Annotated in this window: 14 protein-coding genes; 4 read left to right on the top strand and 10 right to left on the bottom strand. The window is 42.5% G+C overall.

Annotated features, from left to right (window positions below):
- Window positions 1-81: 81 nt before the first annotated feature.
- The 3 genes from mfd to MIS45_RS07805 form a co-directional block, all read right to left on the bottom strand.
- The gene (gene mfd, locus MIS45_RS07815) at window positions 82-3,648 is read right to left on the bottom strand and encodes a transcription-repair coupling factor (protein WP_249450115.1); all 3,567 of its coding nucleotides are present in this window, start codon (window positions 3,646-3,648) and stop codon (window positions 82-84) included.
- A 230-nt stretch (window positions 3,649-3,878) separates the two neighbouring features.
- On the bottom strand, window positions 3,879-5,375 hold the full coding sequence (gene putP, locus MIS45_RS07810) for a sodium/proline symporter PutP (RefSeq protein WP_249450114.1): 1,497 nt from the start codon (window positions 5,373-5,375) through the stop codon (window positions 3,879-3,881).
- A gap of 185 nt (window positions 5,376-5,560) precedes the next feature.
- On the bottom strand, window positions 5,561-8,749 hold the full coding sequence (locus tag MIS45_RS07805) for a FimV/HubP family polar landmark protein (RefSeq protein ID WP_249450113.1): 3,189 nt from the start codon (window positions 8,747-8,749) through the stop codon (window positions 5,561-5,563).
- A 233-nt stretch (window positions 8,750-8,982) separates the two neighbouring features.
- On the opposite strand from MIS45_RS07805, the gene adk reads away from it, so the two are divergent.
- Window positions 8,983-9,630, top strand: coding sequence for an adenylate kinase (gene adk, locus MIS45_RS07800; RefSeq protein ID WP_249445517.1), 648 nt, complete (start codon window positions 8,983-8,985; stop codon window positions 9,628-9,630).
- 173 nt (window positions 9,631-9,803) lie between these two features.
- On the top strand, window positions 9,804-10,400 hold the full coding sequence (locus tag MIS45_RS07795) for a CNP1-like family protein (protein ID WP_249450112.1): 597 nt from the start codon (window positions 9,804-9,806) through the stop codon (window positions 10,398-10,400).
- A 328-nt stretch (window positions 10,401-10,728) separates the two neighbouring features.
- On the opposite strand, the gene MIS45_RS07790 is transcribed toward MIS45_RS07795, so the two are convergent.
- The 5 genes from MIS45_RS07790 to rfaD all read right to left on the bottom strand — a co-directional run bounded on the left by MIS45_RS07790 (window position 10,729) and on the right by rfaD (window position 17,101).
- The gene (locus MIS45_RS07790) at window positions 10,729-11,820 is read right to left on the bottom strand and encodes a 5-methyltetrahydropteroyltriglutamate--homocysteine S-methyltransferase (protein WP_249450111.1); all 1,092 of its coding nucleotides are present in this window, start codon (window positions 11,818-11,820) and stop codon (window positions 10,729-10,731) included.
- Window positions 11,821-12,174: 354 nt separating this feature from the next.
- On the bottom strand, window positions 12,175-13,413 hold the full coding sequence (locus MIS45_RS07785) for a multifunctional CCA addition/repair protein (RefSeq protein ID WP_249450110.1): 1,239 nt from the start codon (window positions 13,411-13,413) through the stop codon (window positions 12,175-12,177).
- Window positions 13,414-13,724: 311 nt separating this feature from the next.
- Window positions 13,725-14,603 (bottom strand): helix-turn-helix transcriptional regulator, encoded by an 879-nt coding sequence (locus MIS45_RS07780; protein WP_249450109.1) that lies wholly within the window; start codon window positions 14,601-14,603, stop codon window positions 13,725-13,727.
- A gap of 87 nt (window positions 14,604-14,690) precedes the next feature.
- Window positions 14,691-15,638 (bottom strand): class I SAM-dependent methyltransferase, encoded by a 948-nt coding sequence (locus MIS45_RS07775; RefSeq protein WP_249442069.1) that lies wholly within the window; start codon window positions 15,636-15,638, stop codon window positions 14,691-14,693.
- Window positions 15,639-16,099: 461 nt separating this feature from the next.
- Complete coding sequence (gene rfaD, locus MIS45_RS07770) at window positions 16,100-17,101, bottom strand: ADP-glyceromanno-heptose 6-epimerase (RefSeq protein ID WP_249445512.1); 1,002 nt, start codon at window positions 17,099-17,101, stop codon at window positions 16,100-16,102.
- A gap of 473 nt (window positions 17,102-17,574) precedes the next feature.
- Here rfaD and rpoD point away from each other — a divergent pair, with 473 nt between their 5' ends.
- Entirely contained in the window at window positions 17,575-19,530 is a 1,956-nt protein-coding gene (gene rpoD / locus MIS45_RS07765; protein WP_249445511.1) for an RNA polymerase sigma factor RpoD, read from the top strand.
- Window positions 19,531-19,815: 285 nt separating this feature from the next.
- On the opposite strand, the gene MIS45_RS07760 is transcribed toward rpoD, so the two are convergent.
- Window positions 19,816-20,256 (bottom strand): HAD domain-containing protein, encoded by a 441-nt coding sequence (locus tag MIS45_RS07760; protein WP_249450108.1) that lies wholly within the window; start codon window positions 20,254-20,256, stop codon window positions 19,816-19,818.
- A 27-nt stretch (window positions 20,257-20,283) separates the two neighbouring features.
- The gene (gene ruvB, locus MIS45_RS07755; protein ID WP_249447553.1) at window positions 20,284-21,321 is read right to left on the bottom strand and encodes a Holliday junction branch migration DNA helicase RuvB; all 1,038 of its coding nucleotides are present in this window, start codon (window positions 21,319-21,321) and stop codon (window positions 20,284-20,286) included.
- Between the two features lie 469 nt (window positions 21,322-21,790).
- On the opposite strand from ruvB, the gene MIS45_RS07750 reads away from it, so the two are divergent.
- Window positions 21,791-22,540, top strand: coding sequence for a cyclase family protein (locus tag MIS45_RS07750; RefSeq protein WP_249447554.1), 750 nt, complete (start codon window positions 21,791-21,793; stop codon window positions 22,538-22,540).
- Window positions 22,541-22,546 lie beyond the last annotated feature (6 nt).

Genomic DNA, 22,546 nt, shown 5'->3' with positions numbered 1-22,546 from the left:
TCTCCCTCGCCAGCGTGGGAGGAGATAGGTTTCAGGTTGCATGAAAGATTTTTGTCGTGTACTGTAAGGCAGCCTGAAACCTTATTCCGCCAACAACTTCAACACCTTCCGCACATTCTCAATCCGTGCCACCACATCTGCGCTTTTGATTTCCACGCGCAATCTATCGCCACCTGCCATGCGCCAACCTTTTTCGCGTTGCATGATGGCGATGATTTTCATCGGGTCAAGCACCATTTGTTTGCCGAAACCCAATGTCAGCGCGTCCGCAGTCGCGTCCACCGTCTCAATCCCCAAATCCCGCGCCAATACGCGCAAACGATGACTTTCCACCAGCGTATTCACAGGCGTTTCAGGCAGCCCAAAACGGTCAATCAATTCTTCGTAAATTTCATTGATTTGATTGATGTTTTCGCAAGTCGCCAAACGTTTGTACAACACCAAGCGTTCATGAATATCAGGGCAATAACTTTCAGGCAGCAAAGCTGGCGCGTGCAATTTAATCTCGGTACTCACGCCCAAAGGCGAGTCCAAATCAGGCATGCGCCCCTTTTTCAAATCGCGCACGGCTTGTTTCAACATTTCCGTGTACAAAGTCAAACCGACTTGCGCCATTTCGCCCGATTGCCCTTCGCCCAAAATTTCGCCCGCGCCACGAATTTCCAAATCCTGCATGGCAAGCGCGAAACCTGCGCCCAATTCGTCCGCCGCCGCAATCGCGTCCAGCCGTTTTTGCGCGTCTTTGCTGACAAATTCGGGTGTAAAAAGATAAGCATACGCCTGATGATGACTGCGCCCCACGCGCCCACGCAACTGGTGTAACTGGGCTATGCCAAATTTGTCGGCACGATTGATGATAATCGTGTTGGCGTTCGGAATGTCAATGCCCGTCTCAATAATGGTGGAACAGAGTAAGACATTGAATTTCTGTTGCAAAAATTCGCGCATGACCTGTTCCAACTCGCGTTCACGCAACTGTCCGTGCGCCACGCCAATTCGCGCTTCGGGCAAAAGTTCAGCCAGCTTGTCGCGCATATTTTCAATCGTATCTACTTCATTATGCAGGAAAAAAACTTGTCCACCGCGTTTCAATTCGCGCAACACGGCTTCGCGCACACTGCCATCGCCAAACGGTTTCACAAAAGTTTTCACGGCAAGTCGACGGCTGGGCGCGGTCGTCATCAGCGAAAAATCGCGCAAACCTTCCAACGCCATGCTCAATGTGCGCGGAATGGGCGTGGCGGTCAGCGTCAGCATGTCCACATTGGCGCGCAGGCGTTTCAACTGCTCTTTTTGGCGCACACCGAAACGGTGTTCTTCGTCAATGATGACCAAGCCCAAGTTTTTAAACGAAATATCGTCTTGCACCAATTTGTGCGTGCCGATGACGATGTCCACCGTGCCGTCCGCCATGCCAGCGAGTGTGGCTTTGGTTTCTTTGGTGCTGTTAAAACGCGACAACGCTGCCGTTTTCACGGGAAAATCGGCAAAACGGTCGGCAAAATTCTTGGCGTGTTGTTCTACTAAAAGCGTGGTCGGGGCTAACACGGCAACCTGTTTGCCGCCCATCACCGCGACAAACGCGGCGCGTAACGCCACTTCCGTTTTGCCAAAACCGACATCGCCACACACCAGCCTGTCCATTGGTTTGGATTGGGTCAAGTCTTTCAATACGGCAGCAATGGCTGCGGCTTGGTCTTCGGTTTCTTCGTAGCCAAATCCATCTGCAAATGCTTGGTAATCCAATTCATTGATTTCAAATTTGAAACCCGTTTGCGCGGCACGTTGGGCGTACAAATTGAGCAATTCGGCGGCGGTGTCGCGGACTTGTTCGGCGGCTTTGCGTTTGGCTTTGCCCCACGCGCTTGTGCCGAGTTTGTGCAAAGACACGTTTTCTGCCGCGCTGCCTGAATAGCGGCTGATTAAATGTAATTGAGAAACAGGCACATACAGTTGTGCTTCGTTGGCGTATTCCAGCAACATCATTTCCGTGTCGCCATCGCCAAAATTCATATTGACCAAGCCTTGATAACGCGCAATGCCGTGTTCTTGGTGGACAACGGGGTCGCCCAAATTGATTTCAGCCAAATCGCGCAGGGCGGTGTCGGAAATTTTGGCGTGTTTCAGGCGGCGGGATTTGGGGCGAGCAAGGTATTGATAAAGTTCGGTTTCGGTGATGACAGCAATTTTCAGGCTGCCTGAAACGTTGTTTTTCAAATTTTGTGAACGGGATTGTGCCAACGCATTTTCAGGCTGCCACAAATCTGCCCCCTCCCCCGACTGGCGGGGGAGGGCTGGGGTGGGGGTGGTTTCGCCGATTTGCCCCCACCCTAACCCTCCCCCGTTTGGGGCGGGGGAGGGGACAAGATTGCTGTTTATTTGAAAACCCTGCACCAAAGGCGCAACGCAAATTGCCAACGGATTTTTCAGGCTGCCTGCAACAAATTCCGCCCAATTTTCCACAATATGCGTTTCCAAACCATTTTGTTTGAAAAAGGCGGACATGGTTTCGCGCCTCCCCAAACTTTCGGCGCAAATCAAAATTTTGCCGTCAAAAGCAGCCTGAAAATCCGCCAATGCCGCCAAAGGCTGTTCCGCTTGACGATTTACCGCGAGATTAGGTAAATCATGTCTTTCATCACATTGTGTCCAAATTTGCGGATAGGGTTTCAGGCAGCCTGAAAATTGGTCGGGCGACAAAAACAAATGTGGCGGCGTGAGCGGCGGATAAGTCGCATCGCCCTGCGCGAGTTGGTGGCGCGATTTCACGTCCGCCCAAAAACGATTGGCATGGGCGTGGACATTGTCCGTGCAAACCACAATCGCATTTTCCCCTAAATAATCAAACAGATTGGCGCAATCTTGTTCAAAAAACAAGGGCAGATAATATTCCACGCCTGCACCAAATTGCCCATTGCCGACCGCTTTGTACACGGCTGCGGCGGACGGGTCGCTGTCTATTTCTTCGCGGAAACGGCTGCGGAAGATTTTTTGTGTGTCTGTATCTGTGGGGAATTCGTGGGCGGGTAATAATCTGATTTCGTTGATGTTTTGTAAGGTTCTTTGCGTTTCGGGGTCAAAGGTTTTGATTTGTTCAATTTCATTGTCAAACAAATCAAGGCGATAGGGCAATTCCGCGCCCATGGGGAACACGTCCACAATCCCACCGCGCACGGCAAATTCGCCAGCCGCCAAAACATTGTCCACGCTGTGATAACCTGCTTCCACTAAATTTTTCTTTAAAAAATCAATGTTAAGCGTTTGCTCGACTTTCAGCCAAAACGTCCGCGCCAACAAAAACGACACGGGCGCGAGCTTTTGCATGGCTGTGGCGACTGGCACAAACAGCGCGTTTACGCCACCATTTTTCAGTTGCCACAAAACGGAAAGCCGTTCAGAAACAAGGTCTTTGTGGGGCGAAAAATGTTCGTAGGGCAAAGTTTCCCAGTCGGGGAAAAACAGGGCGTTGTCTTGCGGTCGGAAAAATTGCCACGCTTGGTGGAGACGGTGGGCGGTTTCGCTGTCGGCGGTTAAAATCAGCTTGGTGGAATTGGGTGGCAAATTTTGTGTGAGTAAATAGATAAGTGAGCCATTGGATAATTCTGTCCAGTATGATTTTTGTGATACGGCTGGAATAGGGTAGTTCATGTTTTCAGGCTGCCTCATAATTTTTTAAGATGCTTTATTTTAGCTTAATTTGTTTTGGATGTTGTTACAGTAAATAATATATAGGTAGTTCAGATAAAAATAATACAGAGTTACCAACCTTCTTGTATACGACTTGTACACGGTGGGCGTTGTTACCTTTTATTTTAACCGACTATAATAATTTATGATAAAGGCAGCCTGAAAAATTGTTTTCAGGCTGCCTTATATTTTTATGCAGCTTCTTTAAATGCTTTATCAGCACGTTCAAAACGTTCAACCATTTCGGGAGTGGGTTTGCTTAATAATGAGCCAACAATAATGGCGATTGTGCAAATGATGAATCCTGGTACCATTTCATACATGGCACTACCTGTTAATGGTTTCCATGCAACTACGGTTATCGCGCCGCATAACATACCTGCCATAGCACCTTGTGCGGTCATGCGTTTCCAAAATAATGAAATCAATACCACAGGACCGAATGATGCACCAAATCCGGCCCATGCGTTTTCTACCAAACCCAATACTCGACTATTGGGGTCGGAAGCGATAATCATGGCAATCATGGCAACGGCAAATACCATTAAACGTCCGACCCAAACCAGTTCTTTTTGTGCGGCATTAGGGCGTAAGAAACCTTTGTAAAAGTCTTCGGCGATTGCGGTAGAGCAGACTAATAATTGTCCAGATAGTGTGGACATTACAGCTGCTAAAATGGCAGATAAAATGACACCTGCAATCCATGGACTGAACAATAAGGTGGTCAAAGAAATAAAGACACGTTCGTGGTCGCCGTTCATGATATTTACAGAATCAGGATTCATTTGGAAATAAGCAATACCAAAATAACCTGCGGCACATGCGCCAGTTAAGCATAAAATCATCCATGTCATGCCGATTCTACGGGCATTTGCCATGGTTTTGGCACTATCTGCTGCCATGAAACGCGACAAAATATGAGGTTGTCCAAAATAACCCAAGCCCCATGCTGCGGTGGAAATGATGGTAAATGCGGTTTGTCCTTCAAATAAACTGCTGTAATGTTTACCTGATGCTGCAGAGGCAGCCTGAAAAGCGGCAGAGACTTCATTGGCACCACCGAGTGATAAATAAACAATGATTGGCGTTAAAATCAATGCGAAAATCATTAATGTAGCTTGTAGCGTATCTGTCCAACTGACTGCTAAAAAACCACCGATTAAGGTATAGATAATGGTTGCGCCTGCACCCAACCACATGGCTTGAGTATAGCTTACATCAAATAAGCTCTGGAACAAACGTGCGCCTGCTACTACGCCTGATGCACTGTAAATAGTGAAGAAAAACAAAATGATGCTGGCAGACATGACTTTCATAACGTGCCCTGTCGCACCAAATCGGTGATAAAAATAATCGGGTAGGGTGAGTGCATTATTGTTAAATTCGGTTTGCACTCGCAATCGTCCTGCTACTAACTTCCAGTTAAAGTATGCGCCGACAACCAAACCAATCGCAATCCAAGCCTTGCTTAAACCGAATAAAAAAATGGCTCCAGGTAAGCCCATTAATAGCCAACCTGACATATCTGATGCACCTGCGGACATGGCGGTTACAAAACTACCAAAACTACGTCCCCCCAATACATAGTCGTCAAAATTGCGTGTAGAAAAGTAGGCGGCGACACCAATCAGCAATACAACGATGAGGTAAATGCCGAATGTTACATACATTGGATTAAAATTGCCCATAATATTTCCTTTGCTAAATAATGGTAGGGCAGCCTGAAATATATTGTTGTAAATGTTTCAGGCTGCCTTTGAATGAGACGTAAATTACATGATATTGTATGAAAAAACAAGTTTTTCTTAACAAAAGAAAACACCACTTTACAATAATGTGTAAAGTGGTGTTGTTTTAGATTAGTTAATTTGGATTAACCACCCAATTCATTTAGCAGTTGTTTTGCTTGATGTTGAACATCGCCACTTGATTCATTAATCAATTCACGCAAAGTTTCGCGTGCAGCAACGGCATCATCAATTTCTAGATACATTTTAGCTAATTCCAAACGCGCTTCCATTGGTGCAGTCATATCTACAGATTCGGAAACGAAACCAACTTCTTTTGGCGCATCTGCAATATCCCAAGAGGAAGTATCGAGAGACTCTTCAACTGTTAAAGTTGGAGGCGTTGCAGGTTCATCCATGTTAAATGATAAATCATCAAAAACAGGTGCAGCCTGAACAGGTTCTTCAATATTCAGTGATAAATTATCAGTAATAGGTGTATCTTGAACAGGTTCATCTACATTAAATGACAAGTCATCAGCAACAGGTGCAGCCTGAACAGCTTCTTCAATATTCAGTGATAAATCATCAGTAATAGGTGTATCTTGAACAGGTTCATCTACGCTTAATGATAAGTCATCAGTAACAAGTGCAGTCTGAACAGGCTCATCTATACCAACCGATAAATTATCATCAAATGCCATGCCGATTTCGTCAGCAACAGGAATGCTGGTTTGTGGTGCTTCCACTGTCATATCTAGGTCAAAGTCATCTAATGAAACTTCGGTTACAGGCTCTGTTGGCAACTCTAAACCAAAATCATCAACAGCGATATCTGGTGTATCTAATGAGATAACAGAATCTGCTACTTCAGGAATATCATTTAGATTGATATTGGCTGTTTCGACAGCTGGTGCATCCAAACTGATAGCGGGTTCTTCAATAGTTGGTAATTCTAAACCGAAATCATCAACTGCAATTTCAGGCGTGGTAGTTTCTGTTGGTAACTCTAAACCAAAATCATCCACTGAAATTTCTTTGCCTGAAACATCCTGAACAGCTGTCTCAGTAGGTAAATCCAAACTGAATTCATCAAGTGAATCTATAGGCGCGCTTGGAGCATCTAAATTCACAGCTATATCAGATGATGTATCTACATTATCAGCAATTGTTGCAGCCACAACTGTTGTTGCAGCACCTGCAACCGCAGCAGTTGACAAGTCTAAATCAAAATCTAATACTTCATCATGAATTGTAGTATCAACTGCTTCAGACGATGTGAAATCTACAGAGGTTTCTGGTAGATTAATGTCAAATTCATCTAGGGAGTTTGTAGTTGCTGTTTCGGTTGGCAAATCTAAATTGAATATATCATCAATAGATTCAGGCGAACTTGTTTCCGTAATAGGTGCAGTTTCTTCAACTACAAAAGTATTATTCGACCAATCTTCTTCAATTTCAACTGAATTTGTAGTCGCAACAGCCGATGTTTCACTTGTAGTAAAGGATTCATTAAGTAACCATTCTTCATCAGAAGATGATTCAAGAGTATTGGTAGCAGTTGATGGTTGACTCAATAAATTAGTATTTACCTCCCAGCTTTCTTCTGTTTCAACAGCCACAGCCGCTGGAATTACTGGTTCTTCAGATACAGCCCAATCAAAATCTTCTTCTGGCGCTGTAGTGTCTACGGAAAAATCTGCTAAATTATCAGGTTCAAAATTGTTTAAATCAAAATCTTGAGCAGATGTATTTGATGCAGTTTGAACGGAAGATATCGTTTCTTCTGCTGGTAAATCAAATAGTTCATCACTAGTTTCAAATGATGGGGTTGTTTCAGGTAAATCCCATTCGGCTTCAACATCCGATGCTTGTGTAGCTGTGCTTGTTGCGACAGGTGCAACAGCCCACTCTTCTGAATCATCATCAAAACTTACATCTCCATCATCTTCATCATCTGCAGCATTGGCTTTGCGACGACGATTGATTAAGTAAGCTGCACTACCGCCTAATACTAATAAACCAGCACCAATAGGCAAGCCTAAACCTAACCAGTCAAAACCCTCTTCTTCCACAGGTTCTTCTGCAGTAGGCATAGGTGGACGTTTTTGGGGTTTGGGTGGTGCAGCCGTAACTTCTGATGAGGCTGCAACTGTGGATGTTTGAGATGCTTGTGAGGCTACTGCAGTAATAGCGCTACTAGCAACACTAGCTGTTTCTGCTGATGCAATAATAGGTGTTGATGCAGCAGCAACCTGTGTAGCTGACGCTACAGTGATAGGAGCAGAAGCAACTTCTGTTGTTTCTTTTGGTTTATTGTCCGATGCAAATGCGGGGGTTGTTGCTATTTCAACGGGTTTTTCAACTTGTTTCTCTTGAATTGGCTCCTGTTGTGTATTATCTGATTGAGTAGGTTGTGGTGATGCAGCTTGGTTTTGTTGTGTATTTGCAACAGTTTCAGTTTGCGATGGAGGCACAACCGCTTGCGATGGTTGAACAGATGGTTTAACTATCGCAGATTTATTTGTATTTGGCTGAGCTGCCAAACGTGGTGAATGTGTTTTATGAATACGGCGGTTGCTATATGCATACCATTGCGATGCTGTTGGAATGTACAACGTTACATTACGGTATATGGAATTAGGATTGCCATTGCGGAACGCGCGTGGGTTAGCAGCAACAAGTCCGCGCATTGCACGTTGTACACTCATGCCATGTGGACGATAACGTGCAGCAATAGAGGCTAAACTTTCTCCATTGTGTGCACGATAGTAACGTGGACGTACGCTACGAACACGTTGTTGTGCTGTAGGAGATTTGCGCACATATTCAACGCTGTTTTCAGGCTGCATTTTAGCTGTTTGGCGATTAGGATTGTAATCGTTGCTAAAAGGACCTTGTGGCACAGAAATAGTTGTTTCTGCACGTTTATGTATTTGTTGAGCAGATGCCGTATTGGTACGCGTAGTTGTTGCTTTGTTGGCTGCACGCGGACGATAATTAGCAGGATTAACCATAACAGTATATTGGCGTGTTTGGTTACCTGCTTTAACAGTTAAATTGACTACTGGGTCGTTGATGGCTGCGGAAGAGCGTAAACGAATCAAGGCTTTATTGTTGCCTTGTGGTACAACTGTACCTTGAATGCCGTTACCTGATACACTCACAGAACCGCTTTTAATCAATGCTTCAGCTTCACGACCTGTAACCACAATGCTGCCTGAAAATGGCTCGCCCAAATTAGACTGCACATTCAAGCCGCCCACGCCAGCAAATACATGAGCCGTAGCCATCAAAGATAACGAGGCTGCAATCATTTTTGTATGTGTTTTCAAAGTTTCTCTCCCTAACCGCCATCAGCAAAAAATCACAAGCGGCTATTCAGTTGGCTTAACAATAATAAAATAACCGTTATGATAGCGTTTTCTCGGATTCTCTGCCATAAAAAAAATGCAGTTTTTGGGTTGAAATAGAGATTGATATAAATGAAATGATGTACAAATCTTTTCAGGCTGCCTGAAAACGTATTACTATATTGTTTTTGATAACTGAAGCAGGGGTAGAAATCATGAAAATCTTATTATTAGGTGCACCAGGTGCGGGTAAAGGTACGCAGGCGCAATTCATCACTCGTGAATTTGGTATTCCGCAAATTTCAACAGGCGATATGCTGCGTGCAGCGATTAAAGCAGGTACGCCGTTGGGTTTGGAAGCAAAAAAAATCATTGATGCGGGTGGTTTGGTGCGTGATGACATCATTATTGGTATGGTTAAAGAACGCATCGCGCAAGCCGATTGTCAAAATGGTTTTTTGTTTGACGGTTTTCCGCGCACTTTGGCGCAAGCAGAAGCGATGGTTGCGGCTGGCGTAGATTTGGATGCGGTAGTGGAAATTGATGTGCCAGATGAAGTGATTGTGGAACGCATGAGTGGTCGCCGTGTGCATTTGGCATCGGGTCGGACGTATCATTTGAAACACAATCCGCCCAAAGTGGCTGGCAAGGACGATGAAACGGGTGAGGATTTAGTGCAACGTGATGATGATAAAGAAGAGACGGTAAAAAAACGTTTGGAAGTGTATCATGAGCAAACGGAGGTCTTGGTGGGCTTTTACAGTCAGTTATCGGGTGAGCATGCGCCACGCTATATTAAAGTGAATGGTACGCAGGCGGTGGATACTGTGCGTGAGCAAGTATTGACACAGTTACGTGCGTAAATATGAATGTAGGCAGTCTGAAAATATTTTTCAGGCTGCTTTTTTATTTTTGTAGATAAATACATAAATTTATTATAGTGGATTCACTATAATATGATTATTTTTCAGGCTACCTTGATAGCAAATTTATATTATAAGGCAGCCTGAAAATTACAATTTTTTAAGGATAAATCATGAAAAAAACATTTTTGGCTGCTTTGTTGTGTGTAATGACGATGCCAACATTTGCAGCGGATTCAGACTCTTATTTTATGAATGAAGGTGACCGCCGATTATGGGGTAAGGATGAGGTGGAAAAGGAATTTGTGGAAAGTGTCGTGGATTTGCCACATGTTCCTGATGCACGACAAGGTGATTGGTTTGAGATTTATGTGGACAATATGTTTAAGGGTAAACCGCAAATTTTACTCAGTAGTATCAAGGTTGTGCCAGATGGTAGTGTTCGTTATTTATTTAATAATCAATCGTTTGGTGGGAGTGATAATATTACTGCGGAAGGCTTGCATTGTGTAACGGGAACAAAATTATTGGACAGCGAGGGTTCTCGTATTAAGACATTTGCTTATGCGGATACGGTTAATCAGCGTTGGATTCAGCCGCGCAATGCACAGTGGAAAATATTGGGAGGGCAACGTAATAGCAATGACCGTGTGCGCCGTGTATTGTACGATGCGTTTTGTTTGAATGATAAGAAAGTCATGACGGAAGATGAGTTGCGTGAGAAGATACGACAGCAATCGTCTAAACCGAAATTTGAATATGGTAAGTAATGTGAATTCACTATAAATAGGATAAATAATTCGCTGTAGAGTGTGCTATTGTCGTTTATGTGGCATTAGTATTGGTTTTCAAGCTGAAATTTTTTCAGGCTGCCTATTTTATATGGCAAACAATATGATGGCAGCCTGAAAGATTATGCCACTTTTCAATATTGCATCAGGTGTGCAATAGGCTGCCTATTCTGATTATTTAGTTAAATATTATTATTTTATAGTTGTTGCAAATTGAAATAGAACAGGGCGACAACGCCCACTGTGTACATCTAGTACATAGGGACGTTGACAATGCTGTATTATTTGTATTTTAAACGACTATAAATCAATCTTCGCCCCAAACTTCTTGGGCAATTTCTTCTACCAAGCGCACTTTTGCCCATTGTTCTGCTTCGGTCAAAATATTGCCTTCTTCGGTGGACGCAAAACCACATTGTGGCGACAAAGCCAGTCGTTCCAAAGGCACATATTTCGCGGCTTCGGCGATTCGCGTTTTAATCACATCTTTGTCTTCCAATTCAGGGAATTTGGAGGTAATCAAGCCCAATACCACGCGACCTTTGTGTGGATTATCGTTGAAATATTTCAAGGGTTCAAAACCGCCCGAACGTTCGGTATCGTATTCCAAAAAATAGCCATCGTAAGCGGTTTTGCCAAATAAATCTTCCGCCACAGGGTCATACGCGCCCGTCAGTAAATAAGACGATTTGTAATTGCCGCGACAAACGTGGGTGGTAATTGTCATATCCGCAGGTTTATCCGCCAACACAGCCTGAATATTTTCCAGCGCGTATTGTTTATTTTCGGCAAAATCAGGTTTATCGTGATTGTTGCACAATGTACCCCAATACACGTCATCTAATTGCAAATAACGGCAGCCTGCATCGTAAAATGCGCGAATCGCATCTTTGTATGCTTGGCGCACATCTTCGCAAAAGGCTTGTTTATTGGTATACACACCCGTATCCCAAATAAACGGATACATCAATTGATTGATGCTGGGAATGGTGTATTTGACAATGGCACGGTCGCCGACTATTTGCGCTAATGCTTGGTAATGCTTGATAAAGGGGTGATTGTGATTCCAAGACACTTTGCCATTGCAACGGGTATTGTATTTGCGTACTTCTACCCCTTTGAATGCATAACCTTGTTCGGGCACAAAGCCTTCAATACCATTCAAGTTTTCCAAAAAATCAATGTGCCACCAAGAACGGCGAAATTCGCCATCGGTAACAACTTGAATGCCTGCGTTTAATTGTGCATCTACCAATTTTTTGATTTCTTGATCTTCCACTTGGCTTAATTGTTCTCGGTTGATTGTTCCAGCGGCAAAATCGGCACGCGCTTGTTTTAATGCGGCGGTACGCAAATAGCTGCCAACGGTATCGGCGTGTAAGGGTAGGGTTTGGCTCATGGTGATTTCCTTTGTTGATTATGGTTGTTTAAAATAATAACAATATTAATTTGGATGAATTATAGGTGCTGAATGCTGGCATATTAATGTGTATGAAGCTTATCTGACAAATGGTAAATTTTCCTTTATTGAATGAATATAATTCATATAAATAGGCAGCCTGAAACCTTGTATGGTGTATTTCTTTGCGATATATAGTGGATTCAATTTAAATCAGGACAAGGCGACAGCGATCGCCGTGTACACATATTACATAAGGGAGCTAGCAACGCTGTACTGGTTTAAATTGAATTCACTATACATTCAAAAATTTTTGCAAAATCTCAATTTTGCTAACGATTTCTGCCCGAAAAATCAATGTGCATTTACATCGCCCCAATGATTCATTTCTGCCGCAATCGCTGTGGTGCGTACTACATCAATTTGTTCCGCAATCACTTTGGGCTTATCAGCAAATTTTTTTGCAATTTCTGCCGTATTTACTGACATCGCCACCGCCAACATCGCCAGCAAATATTCGCGTTGCGGATACACTGCTGTTTCGCGCCCTAAACGTCCCTGCATATCTGCTACGCATACATTTAAGGCAGCCTGAAAACGTTCGGGACGACGAATAGCATCTACTTCTTTTAATAAATTTAATATCTTAACTGGCTTTTTTATCATACCAACTTGGTGGAAACGAATGTGAAATTTGCACACCAATTCTGCTAATTCCGCACAATTTTTTGGCACACGCCAACGAGTATTCACGGCACGGACTGGGGCAATACCACGTTCATCATGTCCAATGTGTTTGGGTAAAATTTCTTCTGGTGTCAATGCTTTACCTAAATCATGTAGCAATGCCGCATAGCGTTCAGGTAGCCTGAAACCCAAATCTGCAGCTCTTTGCAGTACCAATAAAGTGTGTTCGCCTGAACAAATTTCGGGATGAAATTCCGCCCGTTGTGGCACACCAAATAGCGCATCTACCTCGGGCAGTAAAACGCGCAATGCGCCACATTCTCTTAATATTTCAATCATTTGTCGTGGATTATTTTCCATTAAGCCTTTGGCAAATTCTTGCCACACGCGTTCGGCAATTAAAGCGTCCACTTCGCCCGCTGCCACCATATCGCGCATAAGCTGCATGGTTTCGGGCGCAACGGCGAAACCATATCGCGCTGCAAATCGTGCGGTACGCAAAATTCGTACAGGGTCTTCGGTAAATGCAGGGGAAACGTGGCGTAGAATTTTGTTTTGTAAATCTGATTGTCCATTAAAAGGGTCAATCAGATTGCCCTGTTCGTCTTGTGCCATTGCGTTAATGGTTAAATCGCGGCGGAGTAAATCTTGTTCTAAAGTAACGGATTTATCGGCATAAAAGGCAAATCCTGCATAGCCTTTGCCTGTTTTGCGTTCGGTGCGGGCGAGCGCGTATTCTTCGTGGGTGGTCGGGTGCAAAAAAACGGGGAAATCTTTGCCGACTGGTTGGAAACCTTGTTGCAATAAATGGTCTGCGTCCGCGCCGACCACCACCCAATCGCGGTCTTTCACTTCCAAACCGAGTAAGGTGTCGCGGACTGCACCGCCGACTAAATAGATTTGCATAATGTGTTTTTCCTAATGAAATATTTTGTGTATTCTAACGTATAGTGGATTCAATTTAAATCAGGACAAGGCGACAGCGACCGCCGTGTACAACTATAGTCGCAGAACTGAAAAAGCAGTACGGCGTTGCCAACGCCCTTATGTACTATTCGTACACGGCGGGCGTTGTCGCCTTGTACTGCATTTTCATTTCTACGACTATAGTACATAAGGGGGCTGGCAACGCTGTACTGGTTTAGTGAATTTACTATATTAGGCAGCTTGAAAATAAAAAACACACCTAAAATATTAATAGGTGTGTTTTTTTCTTTTCAGGCTGCCTCACGATTATCTGCAGTATTATTTTGGCTTTCTTGTCGATACAAGCGTGGTGTTGTGTGGCAGAATCGTTTGAATGCTGATGTAAAATGAGATGGCGAGCTGAAATTGAGTCGTTCAGCAATTTCTGCTACTGTCATGTTAGTTACATCTAGTAAGCGACAAGCATGTTCAATTTTCTTTTGTAATAAATAGTTGTGAAATGAGCAATCAAAATATTGGCGGAATTTTTGGTGAAAGCTAGAAACAGATAAATGTAATTTATCAGCCATTTCTACAACAGAAATATTACTCTCCAAATGTCCTTGAATATACTCTTCTGTTACTTGGCAGAAACGTTGGTCGCGCTCTTGACGTGGGAATGAATCGCTCAATACATTGTTAGCAGGTAAATTTTTGGACAAGATATCAAAAATAGTAATGATTTTACATACATGGCTTAGTGAACATTCGTTATACAGTTCATTGTATAAAGCATAAACTTCGCTGGTTGCGGTTGAATTGAAGTGTAAACCGTGTTGCGCACGTTGTAATAGGGTGCGAGCATCATCCCAGTAGGCTGAAATAAAGAAATTAGTCGCAGGTGCAAAACGGACAGATAAGCTATCTACAGTTTCTTTACGTGGTGACAAACGGTAAAAAATATAGGGGGCAAGAAATAACAATTCATTTGATGGTAGGGTAATAGAAGTATTTGTTCCCAACACAATTTCCAATGGCTGGGAACCTGAAAAAATCAGGCGACAATAGGGATGGGAACGAAGAACCAACTCATCAATAGTTTCTGATTGTTTATCAAACAGAATAAAATCTTCCACACGTCCATTGCTATTGGCAATCAACGCTTGTTTTGCTCTTGCTTCAAAAGTCATGTTGACTCCTATCGGTTTATTTACTGCATTATCGTAAAGTTTCCTACAAGGTTTATTTAGTGCTGCAAGGAAAGATTATAACAAATTCTAACGATGTTGAATCTCCCAGCATTGATGAATTTTTTTGTTACGAAAATCATCAGGAATGGATTTTTTTGATATTTCTGTTACTTGATAACGTGCTGCAATGTCATCATTCAATGTAAATGAGCGTAAATTGTTGGAGAAATACAAAATACCATCTTTAGCGAGTAAATTCATTGCGCCATCAATTAATTTTGCTTGATCGCGCTGAATATCCAAAATATCCAACATTTTTTTGCTATTGGAAAAACTAGGTGGGTCTAACACGATAATGTCAAATTGTTTATTTTGACGCATGGCATCGGCAAGATATTGAAAAACATCGGCACGCACAATATGGTGCTGTGCTAAATCTATGTTGTTGAGCAAGAAATTTTCACGCGCCCAATCCAGATAAGTATTGGATAAATCAACAGTTTCGCTGTATATTGCGCCACCCGTAGCAGCGTAAACAGTGAAACTGCCTGTATAAGAAAATAGGTTGAGAAAGCGTTTGCCTGCGGCGGTGTCGCCGACAACTTTGCGCGTATTGCGATGGTCTAGAAATAAGCCTGTGTCTAAATATTTGTCTAGATTGACCCAAAATTGGCGACCATTTTCGCTGATGATGAAATCTTCACTAAGAATACCTGTTTTTTCATATTGCGCCGTACCTTTTTGACGCATTCGTTGTTTTAAATGGATATTTTGACGAGAAAATCCCGTTACATATTGAACCGCTTCGCACACTTCATCTAACCATGCACGATATTCATCTTCATGCATTAGCCAGCCTGTATCGTATTCTTGTAGATGAATATGTTCACCGTAAACATCTATGGCAAAAGGGAATTGTGGAATATCTTTATCATAAATACGCCATGCTTCAATGTTTTGACGTTTTGCCCATTTGAGTTGGTGTTTGAGATTTTTGCCTAGTCGATTGATGAAGTCGTTGATATTGCTACTCATGAATTTATCCTCTGTTTTTTGAGATGGGTTTTCAGGCTGCATTTATTGAAAATAGGCAGCCTGAAAACATGAATGGCTATGAACAATAGTCATAAATTGTGCAATAATTTTTTTGTTTAGACAAGTAAAATTACATGCAATTACATAGTTGTCCATGAGAGCGCGGATGTGTTAGGTAATATATTGTTTTTCATATAAATTTATTTATATTTGGTTAATAATAAACAGACAAGATGACAGCATCCGCTGTGTACACTTGGTATATAAGGGAGGCTGACAGCACTGTATTATTTTAATTGACTACAATTCAAGACGTACTGCCTATTGGAGAGTATTTTCAACGCAAAATTGAATGAATTTAGTGGAAAATCCAACCGCGAACGAATAGCCATTAGCTCTATTTAAGTACTGGAATAAAACTTAAGGCAGCCTGAAAATAGGTTTTCAGGCTGCCTTTTGATTTATTGATTTTGTAATAGCCAATGAACGTAGCGACTAACACCTTCATCTACATCAAAGAAATTATCAGTATAACCCGCTTCACGCAATTTACCGATATCGGCTTGGGTAAAACTTTGGTATTTGCCTTTAAGCGCATCAGGGAAGGGGATATAACGCACAATTTCGCGTTCTACCAAATCTTCTAGAGACAAAGCCTGTTTACCTTGTGCAACGCGACAAGCATTAACCGTAGCGGCGGCTAAATCATTGAATGGTTGACTGCGGCCTGTGCCTAAATTGAAAATACCCGATTGATTAGGATTATCCAAAAAATGCAAATTTACTTTGACCACATCTTCTACGCTGACAAAATCGCGTGAATGTTCACCATTGCCATAGCCACCATATTCGCCAAATAAGTTCACAAAACCATTGGTTTGATATTGATGAAAGTGGTGGAATGCAACCGATGCCATGCGTTCTTTATGCTGTTCGCGCATGCCATATACATTAAAATAACGAAAGCCGACTACTTGCGCTGTCAAACCTTGTTCCATGCGCTGACGCACCACTTGGTCAAATAAAAATTTGGAGTAGCCATACACATTGAGTGGTTGTTCCAATTCACGTTCTTCACGGAATGTTTCACCTTTACCATACACGGCCGCACTGGACGCATACAAAAATGGTGTGCGCTCGTCTTGACACCAATCCAACAAATCCAAAGTGTATTGATAGTTGTTTTCCATCATATATTTACCATCGTGGTTCATGGTATCGGAACACGCGCCTTGATGAAATACAGCGCGAATGTCGTCATATGGAAATTGATGTTCACGGATTTGACGGATAAATTCATGTTTATCCAAATAATGCGCGATGTCGCAATCGGCAAGGTTACGGAATTTATCGCCGCGTGTCAGATTATCAACGGCGATGATGTCAGTGATACCGCGCTCGTTCAAGCCTTTAACGATATTGCTGCCAATAAAGCCCGCTGCGCCTGTTACGATGATAGTCATTTTTTATTTCCTTGTGTTATCAATCAATGAATGGTGTAAGATGTGTTGTGTTTGGTGGTGCAAAATCAAATTTGAAAAATGATAGTGCATTTTTATTTTTCAGGCTACATTTTATAGTTGTTTAAAATAAAAATAAGACGAGGCAAAAAAACGACCATGTGCAAATGATACATTAAGGTTTCAGGCTGCCTATTTATGCCATAGAAAATCTATTTTTATGATTCGTAAAAAATCTGCAAAAAATCAATTATTCTGCTATAATTACAGCCCTATTTTTTATAGGGTGCTTGCAAAATTTAGCAATAACCCCCATATAATTCCTATACATCCATTATTCAACGTCTGAAAGTCAAAACGATACGGCTATCGCAGACGCAACCCGTGTTCGCACCTCGCGTGCTGTCTAAAACAAAACGACAGAAATTTTCAGGCTGCCTGAACACGTACTTCTTATTTCAATGAGTTTCCAAAAAATGTCAGAATCCATTAATCAAGACATCGATAACGACGAACAAAATGATAACCGCCCACTCACGCCAGAAGAACAGCGTGAACGTTTGCGTCGCCTCATTATTGTTGGCAAAGAGCGCGGTTACATTACTTATGCAGAAATTAATGACTCACTGCCAGACGATATGTCTGATGCGGAGCAAATTGATAATATTGTCAATATGATTCAAGGCTTGGGTATCCAAGTTACCGAAGAAGCTCCAGATGCAGATACATTGTTGATGAATGAAAATGGCGCAGGTGTAACCGATGAAGATGCGGTTGCCGAAGCCGAAGCTGCTTTATCGCAAGCTGACTCCGAATTTGGTCGCACGACTGACCCTGTGCGTATGTATATGCGCGAAATGGGTCAAGTAGAATTGCTGACTCGCGAAGATGAAATCAAAATTGCCAAAGAAATTGAACACGCGCTGAAAAACATGATTCAAGCCATTTCAGCTTGCCCTGGTTCCATTGGCGAAATTTTGGCTTTGATTGAACAAGTCAAAAAAGATGAAATTCGTGTGGATGAGGTGGTGGAAGCCATTATTGACCCGAATGAAGTTTTGCTGAATGAATTAGGTTTGGGGCATTTAGAAAGCAGCCTGAATACCGACGACGACAGTAATGGCGATGCAGACAGCAGTGAAGAAGGGGGCGAAGAAGACGAAGATGAAGACGAGGGTGCAGCCAGTGCAATGGAAAGCCAAAACTTGGAAGAATTGAAAAGCCAAGTTTTGGAACATTTCAAACAAATTGAAAAAAGCTACGGCTTAATGATTAAGGCTTTGGAAAAACACGATAGTGGGCATGCCAAATATTTGGAACACCGCGATGCCATTGCACAAAAATTGTTGGAAGTGCGTTTTTCCACACGCCAAATTGAGAATTTGAGTGAAAACTTGCGCGGCAGAGTAGACCAAATCCGCAAATTAGAACGAGAAATTCGTGATATTTGTCTTGACCGTGTACGCATGGATAGAGATTATTTCATCCGTAATTTCATGTCCAATGCCACCAATTTGGATTGGCTGGAAGAAGAAATCGCTCGTAAGCATGCTTGGAGTGAAACACTAGACCGTTTCCGCCACGCCATTTTGGAAAAACAAACCATTATGGCAGACTTGGAAAATCAAGCGCGTATCTCTATTGCGGAGCTGAAAGACATCAGCAAAAATATGGTTAAAAGCGAAAAAGAAACCGCTGCTGCCAAACAAAAAATGATTCAAGCCAACTTGCGTTTGGTTATTTCCATTGCGAAAAAATATACCAATCGCGGTTTACAATTCCTTGATTTAATTCAGGAAGGTAATATTGGTTTGATGAAAGCGGTAGATAAATTTGAATACCGTCGTGGTTACAAATTTTCTACTTATGCAACGTGGTGGATTCGTCAAGCGATTACGCGTTCCATTGCCGACCAAGCGCGTACCATCCGCATTCCCGTCCACATGATTGAAACCATTAACAAAATGAATCGCATTTCACGTCAATATTTGCAAGAAACTGGTGAAGAACCCGATTCAGCAAAATTGGCGGAACTCATGGAAATGCCCGAAGACAAAATCCGCAAAATCATGAAAATTGCCAAAGAGCCGATTTCTATGGAAACGCCGATTGGCGATGACGATGATTCGCACTTGGGTGATTTTATTGAAGACGTGAACAATGTTGCACCTGCTGATGCGGCAATGTATTCCAGCTTGCGTGAAGTTACCGCTGATGTGTTGGAAAGCCTGACACCGCGTGAAGCAAAAGTATTGCGTATGCGTTTTGGCATTGACATGAATACCGACCACACGCTGGAAGAAGTGGGTAAACAATTTGATGTTACTCGTGAGCGGATTCGCCAAATTGAAGCCAAAGCATTGCGTAAATTACGCCATCCAACTCGTTCTGATAAACTGAAAAGTTTTTTAGATAGCGAGGAAGGTAAGTAAGAAAAAGGCAGCCTGAAAATGAATTTGATACATTTTCAGGCTGCCTTTTTTCATATGTTTCATGGATAAAGTACGTAGATAATGTGTGGATAAGTCATTTAATCATTTGTTTATAAATGTTAATTTTATAATGATAAAAATTTAAGCAAGTTGATTTTTAGGCTGCCTTTTGTTCACGATTATTGTGTTTTACACAGGGATAATATGTGGATAAGTAAGATAATTATTTATTTTGCCAAATATTTTTCAGGCTGCCTAAAATATAGGCAGCCTGAAAAATAGTATTTATGCGTAATCCGCAATCATCTGTGCCAATAAGGGCAAATCGCGCTTGGTTAAACCTGTGTCAGCGGTACAAAAATAAACGCGGTCAGCATGGCGGTCAAAATAACTGCGGACATCGTCCAATGCTAGCCATGTTTCGCCTTCGCGTCCCGTGTCGCGCAAATAATGTAGGATTTCTTGTTCACGCGAACCGATGCGTGTGGTGGCTATATTTTCGGGTGTTTTGCCAATAACTCGTGCAGCTATGTCTAGTGAAAATGGCTGACGTAATTCGTTTAGATTACGTCCGTATCGCCATGTGGACGAAATCACGAATTCAATATCTGCGTATTCAGGCTGCCTGAAAAATGTTTCAAAAATAGGCAGTTGGCTAAACATTTGGTTAGATTGAAAAGTGTAAGTGGAATGTAATACGCCGTCAAAATCTAAAAAAATTATCATGAATGTTCCTTTCAGGCTGCCTGAAAATTAGCTTTGTGATACGGGTAAACCAAAATGCAAAAACGCAGCTTCGGTTGCCATGCGACCGCGAGGGGTACGTTGCAAAAAACCTTGTTGAATCAAATAGGGTTCAATCACATCTTCAATCGTGTCGGTGGATTCGCCAATTGCCGCCGCCACATTGTCTAATCCCACAGGGCCGCCGCCGAATTTGTGTAACACGGCTTCCAAAAATTTTCTGTCCATCATGTCCAGCCCGATTTTGTCCACGTCCAACATGGATAATGCCGCGTCTGCGATGTCGGCGTTGATGCTGCCAGCCGCGTGCAACACGTCCGCATAATCGCGCACACGCCGTAACAAACGGTTGGCAATGCGCGGTGTGCCACGACTGCGCCGTGCCACTTCCCATGCACCTTGTTCGTCCAAATTCATGTTTAATAATTGGGCGGAACGGCTGACAATGGTAGCTAAATCCTTGTTTTCATAAAATTCTAATCGCGCCACAATGCCAAAACGGTCGCGCAGGGGATTGGTGAGCATGCCCGCTCGCGTGGTCGCACCAATCAGGGTAAATGGCGGTAAATCAATTTTCACGCTTCGCGCCGCAGGACCTTCGCCTATCATAATGTCCAATTGATAATCTTCCATCGCGGGATACAAAATTTCTTCCACGACTGGGCTTAAGCGGTGAATTTCATCAATAAAAAGAACATCATGTGGCTCTAAATTGGTAAGCAAAGCGGCTAAATCGCCTGCTCGTTCCAGTACAGGTCCAGAGGTTTGGCGCAAATTCACGCCCAATTCTTTGGCGATAATATTTGCCAATGTGGTTTTCCCCAAACCAGGGGGACCAAATAATAAAGTGTGGTCAAGGGCTTCGCCGCGATTTTTGGCAGCCTGAATAAAAATGGCGAGTTGGGCTTTGGCTTTGTCTTGTCCGATGTAGTCTTGCAGGGTTTTGGGGCGCAAGGCGCGTTCCAATTGTTCTTCTTGTTTGGATTGGCTTTGGGCGGCGATGATGCGCGGTGTGGTTTGAGTGTGGATATTGTCGGTGTGTAGCATGGTGTATTGTGTTTTCAGGCTGCTTTTTTTGAAATTGGGTCAAAAGGCAGCCTGAAAATTGAGGAATAATGGAAAAAGGTATTTTAGCATACACTTTTTTGTAGGAATGGTTAAGAGAATGGTTGTTAAGTTGTTTTTATTTTAACCGACTATAGTTTATTGAAACACACCTAAGCTGTCTGGAAATTCGTATCTAATGTTTTAAATCAAAATAAATGTTTGTTAAATATGAGAAATATCAGATTCAAAAATCCGACCTATGATTTTGAGTTTTGCAAAGGTTTCAACCTGAAAAATATTTTCAGGCTGCATTATGACTATTATTCAGCGTTAATTTAACTAACTATATTATTCTAAATCATTTTATCTATCCCAAAGAATCAAATAATCTTTCTCATAAGGAATAGATTTTGGTAAGATGAAACCATTGTATTCGGGTCATCATATTTTTGACAGGAAGGGAAGTAAAATGAATATTTTAGAAATCACGCAATTTTTAAAAACACAAAATTGGTTGGATTTAAGCCATGAAATTAATGCGGATACGCCACATTTTTCTGCATTTAGTCCGCTTAAAAGTCGGGTGTTGTTTACGGTGGAAAAAGATGGTTTCTTTACGCATGAATATACGCTGGTCAGTCAATATGGCACGCATATTGATGCACCCATTCATTTTGCACCCAATACACGCGCGTTACATGAAATTCAGGCGCATGAATGGTTTTATCCATTATTTGTGATTCACAAAGAACAAGCGGTACAAGATAATCCTGATTATCGTTTGACGGTAGAAGATATTTTGGCGTTTGAGCAAGAATATGGCAGAATCAGCGAAGGCAGTTTTGTGGCATTTGCGAGCGGCTGGTCGGTACGTTGGCACGATAAAAAAGCGTTTTATAATTATGATGAAAATGGACAAGCTCATACCCCAGGTTGGGATTTGGACGCATTGAAATTTTTGCATGAACAACGCAATGTGGCTGTGATTGGACACGAAACTTTGGATACTGATAGCGCAGAAGATTGTCGTTTGCACGGAGATTTGCGTGGTGAACGATATTGGTTGTCGCAAAATAAATTTCAAATTGAAGTATTGAATCGCTTGCCTGAATTGCCTGCGGTAGGTGCGGCTGTGTGGATTGGTGCGCCAAATATTCAGCATGCTTCGGGTTTCAATGCGCGAGTGGTGGCGGTTTATCCTATAGTGGATTCAATTTAAATCAGG

Source organism: Wielerella bovis (assembly GCF_022354465.1).
Lineage (GTDB): Bacteria > Pseudomonadota > Gammaproteobacteria > Burkholderiales > Neisseriaceae > Wielerella > Wielerella bovis.
The sequence above is the reverse complement of the archived record's forward strand: the minus strand, read 5'-3'. Positions and strand labels throughout refer to the sequence as shown.

What these genes read in the sequence shown, in the direction of transcription:
- mfd (WP_249450115.1), bottom strand. Translation starts at nt 3,648, where the DNA reads ATGAACTACCCTATTCCAGCCGTATCACAAAAATCATACTGGACAGAA.
- putP (WP_249450114.1), bottom strand. Translation starts at nt 5,375, where the DNA reads ATGGGCAATTTTAATCCAATGTATGTAACATTCGGCATTTACCTCATC.
- adk (WP_249445517.1), top strand. Translation starts at nt 8,983, where the DNA reads ATGAAAATCTTATTATTAGGTGCACCAGGTGCGGGTAAAGGTACGCAG.
- MIS45_RS07795 (WP_249450112.1), top strand. Translation starts at nt 9,804, where the DNA reads ATGAAAAAAACATTTTTGGCTGCTTTGTTGTGTGTAATGACGATGCCA.
- MIS45_RS07790 (WP_249450111.1), bottom strand. Translation starts at nt 11,820, where the DNA reads ATGAGCCAAACCCTACCCTTACACGCCGATACCGTTGGCAGCTATTTG.
- MIS45_RS07785 (WP_249450110.1), bottom strand. Translation starts at nt 13,413, where the DNA reads ATGCAAATCTATTTAGTCGGCGGTGCAGTCCGCGACACCTTACTCGGT.
- MIS45_RS07780 (WP_249450109.1), bottom strand. Translation starts at nt 14,603, where the DNA reads ATGACTTTTGAAGCAAGAGCAAAACAAGCGTTGATTGCCAATAGCAAT.
- MIS45_RS07775 (WP_249442069.1), bottom strand. Translation starts at nt 15,638, where the DNA reads ATGAGTAGCAATATCAACGACTTCATCAATCGACTAGGCAAAAATCTC.
- rfaD (WP_249445512.1), bottom strand. Translation starts at nt 17,101, where the DNA reads ATGACTATCATCGTAACAGGCGCAGCGGGCTTTATTGGCAGCAATATC.
- rpoD (WP_249445511.1), top strand. Translation starts at nt 17,575, where the DNA reads ATGTCAGAATCCATTAATCAAGACATCGATAACGACGAACAAAATGAT.
- MIS45_RS07760 (WP_249450108.1), bottom strand. Translation starts at nt 20,256, where the DNA reads ATGATAATTTTTTTAGATTTTGACGGCGTATTACATTCCACTTACACT.
- ruvB (WP_249447553.1), bottom strand. Translation starts at nt 21,321, where the DNA reads ATGCTACACACCGACAATATCCACACTCAAACCACACCGCGCATCATC.
- MIS45_RS07750 (WP_249447554.1), top strand. Translation starts at nt 21,791, where the DNA reads ATGAATATTTTAGAAATCACGCAATTTTTAAAAACACAAAATTGGTTG.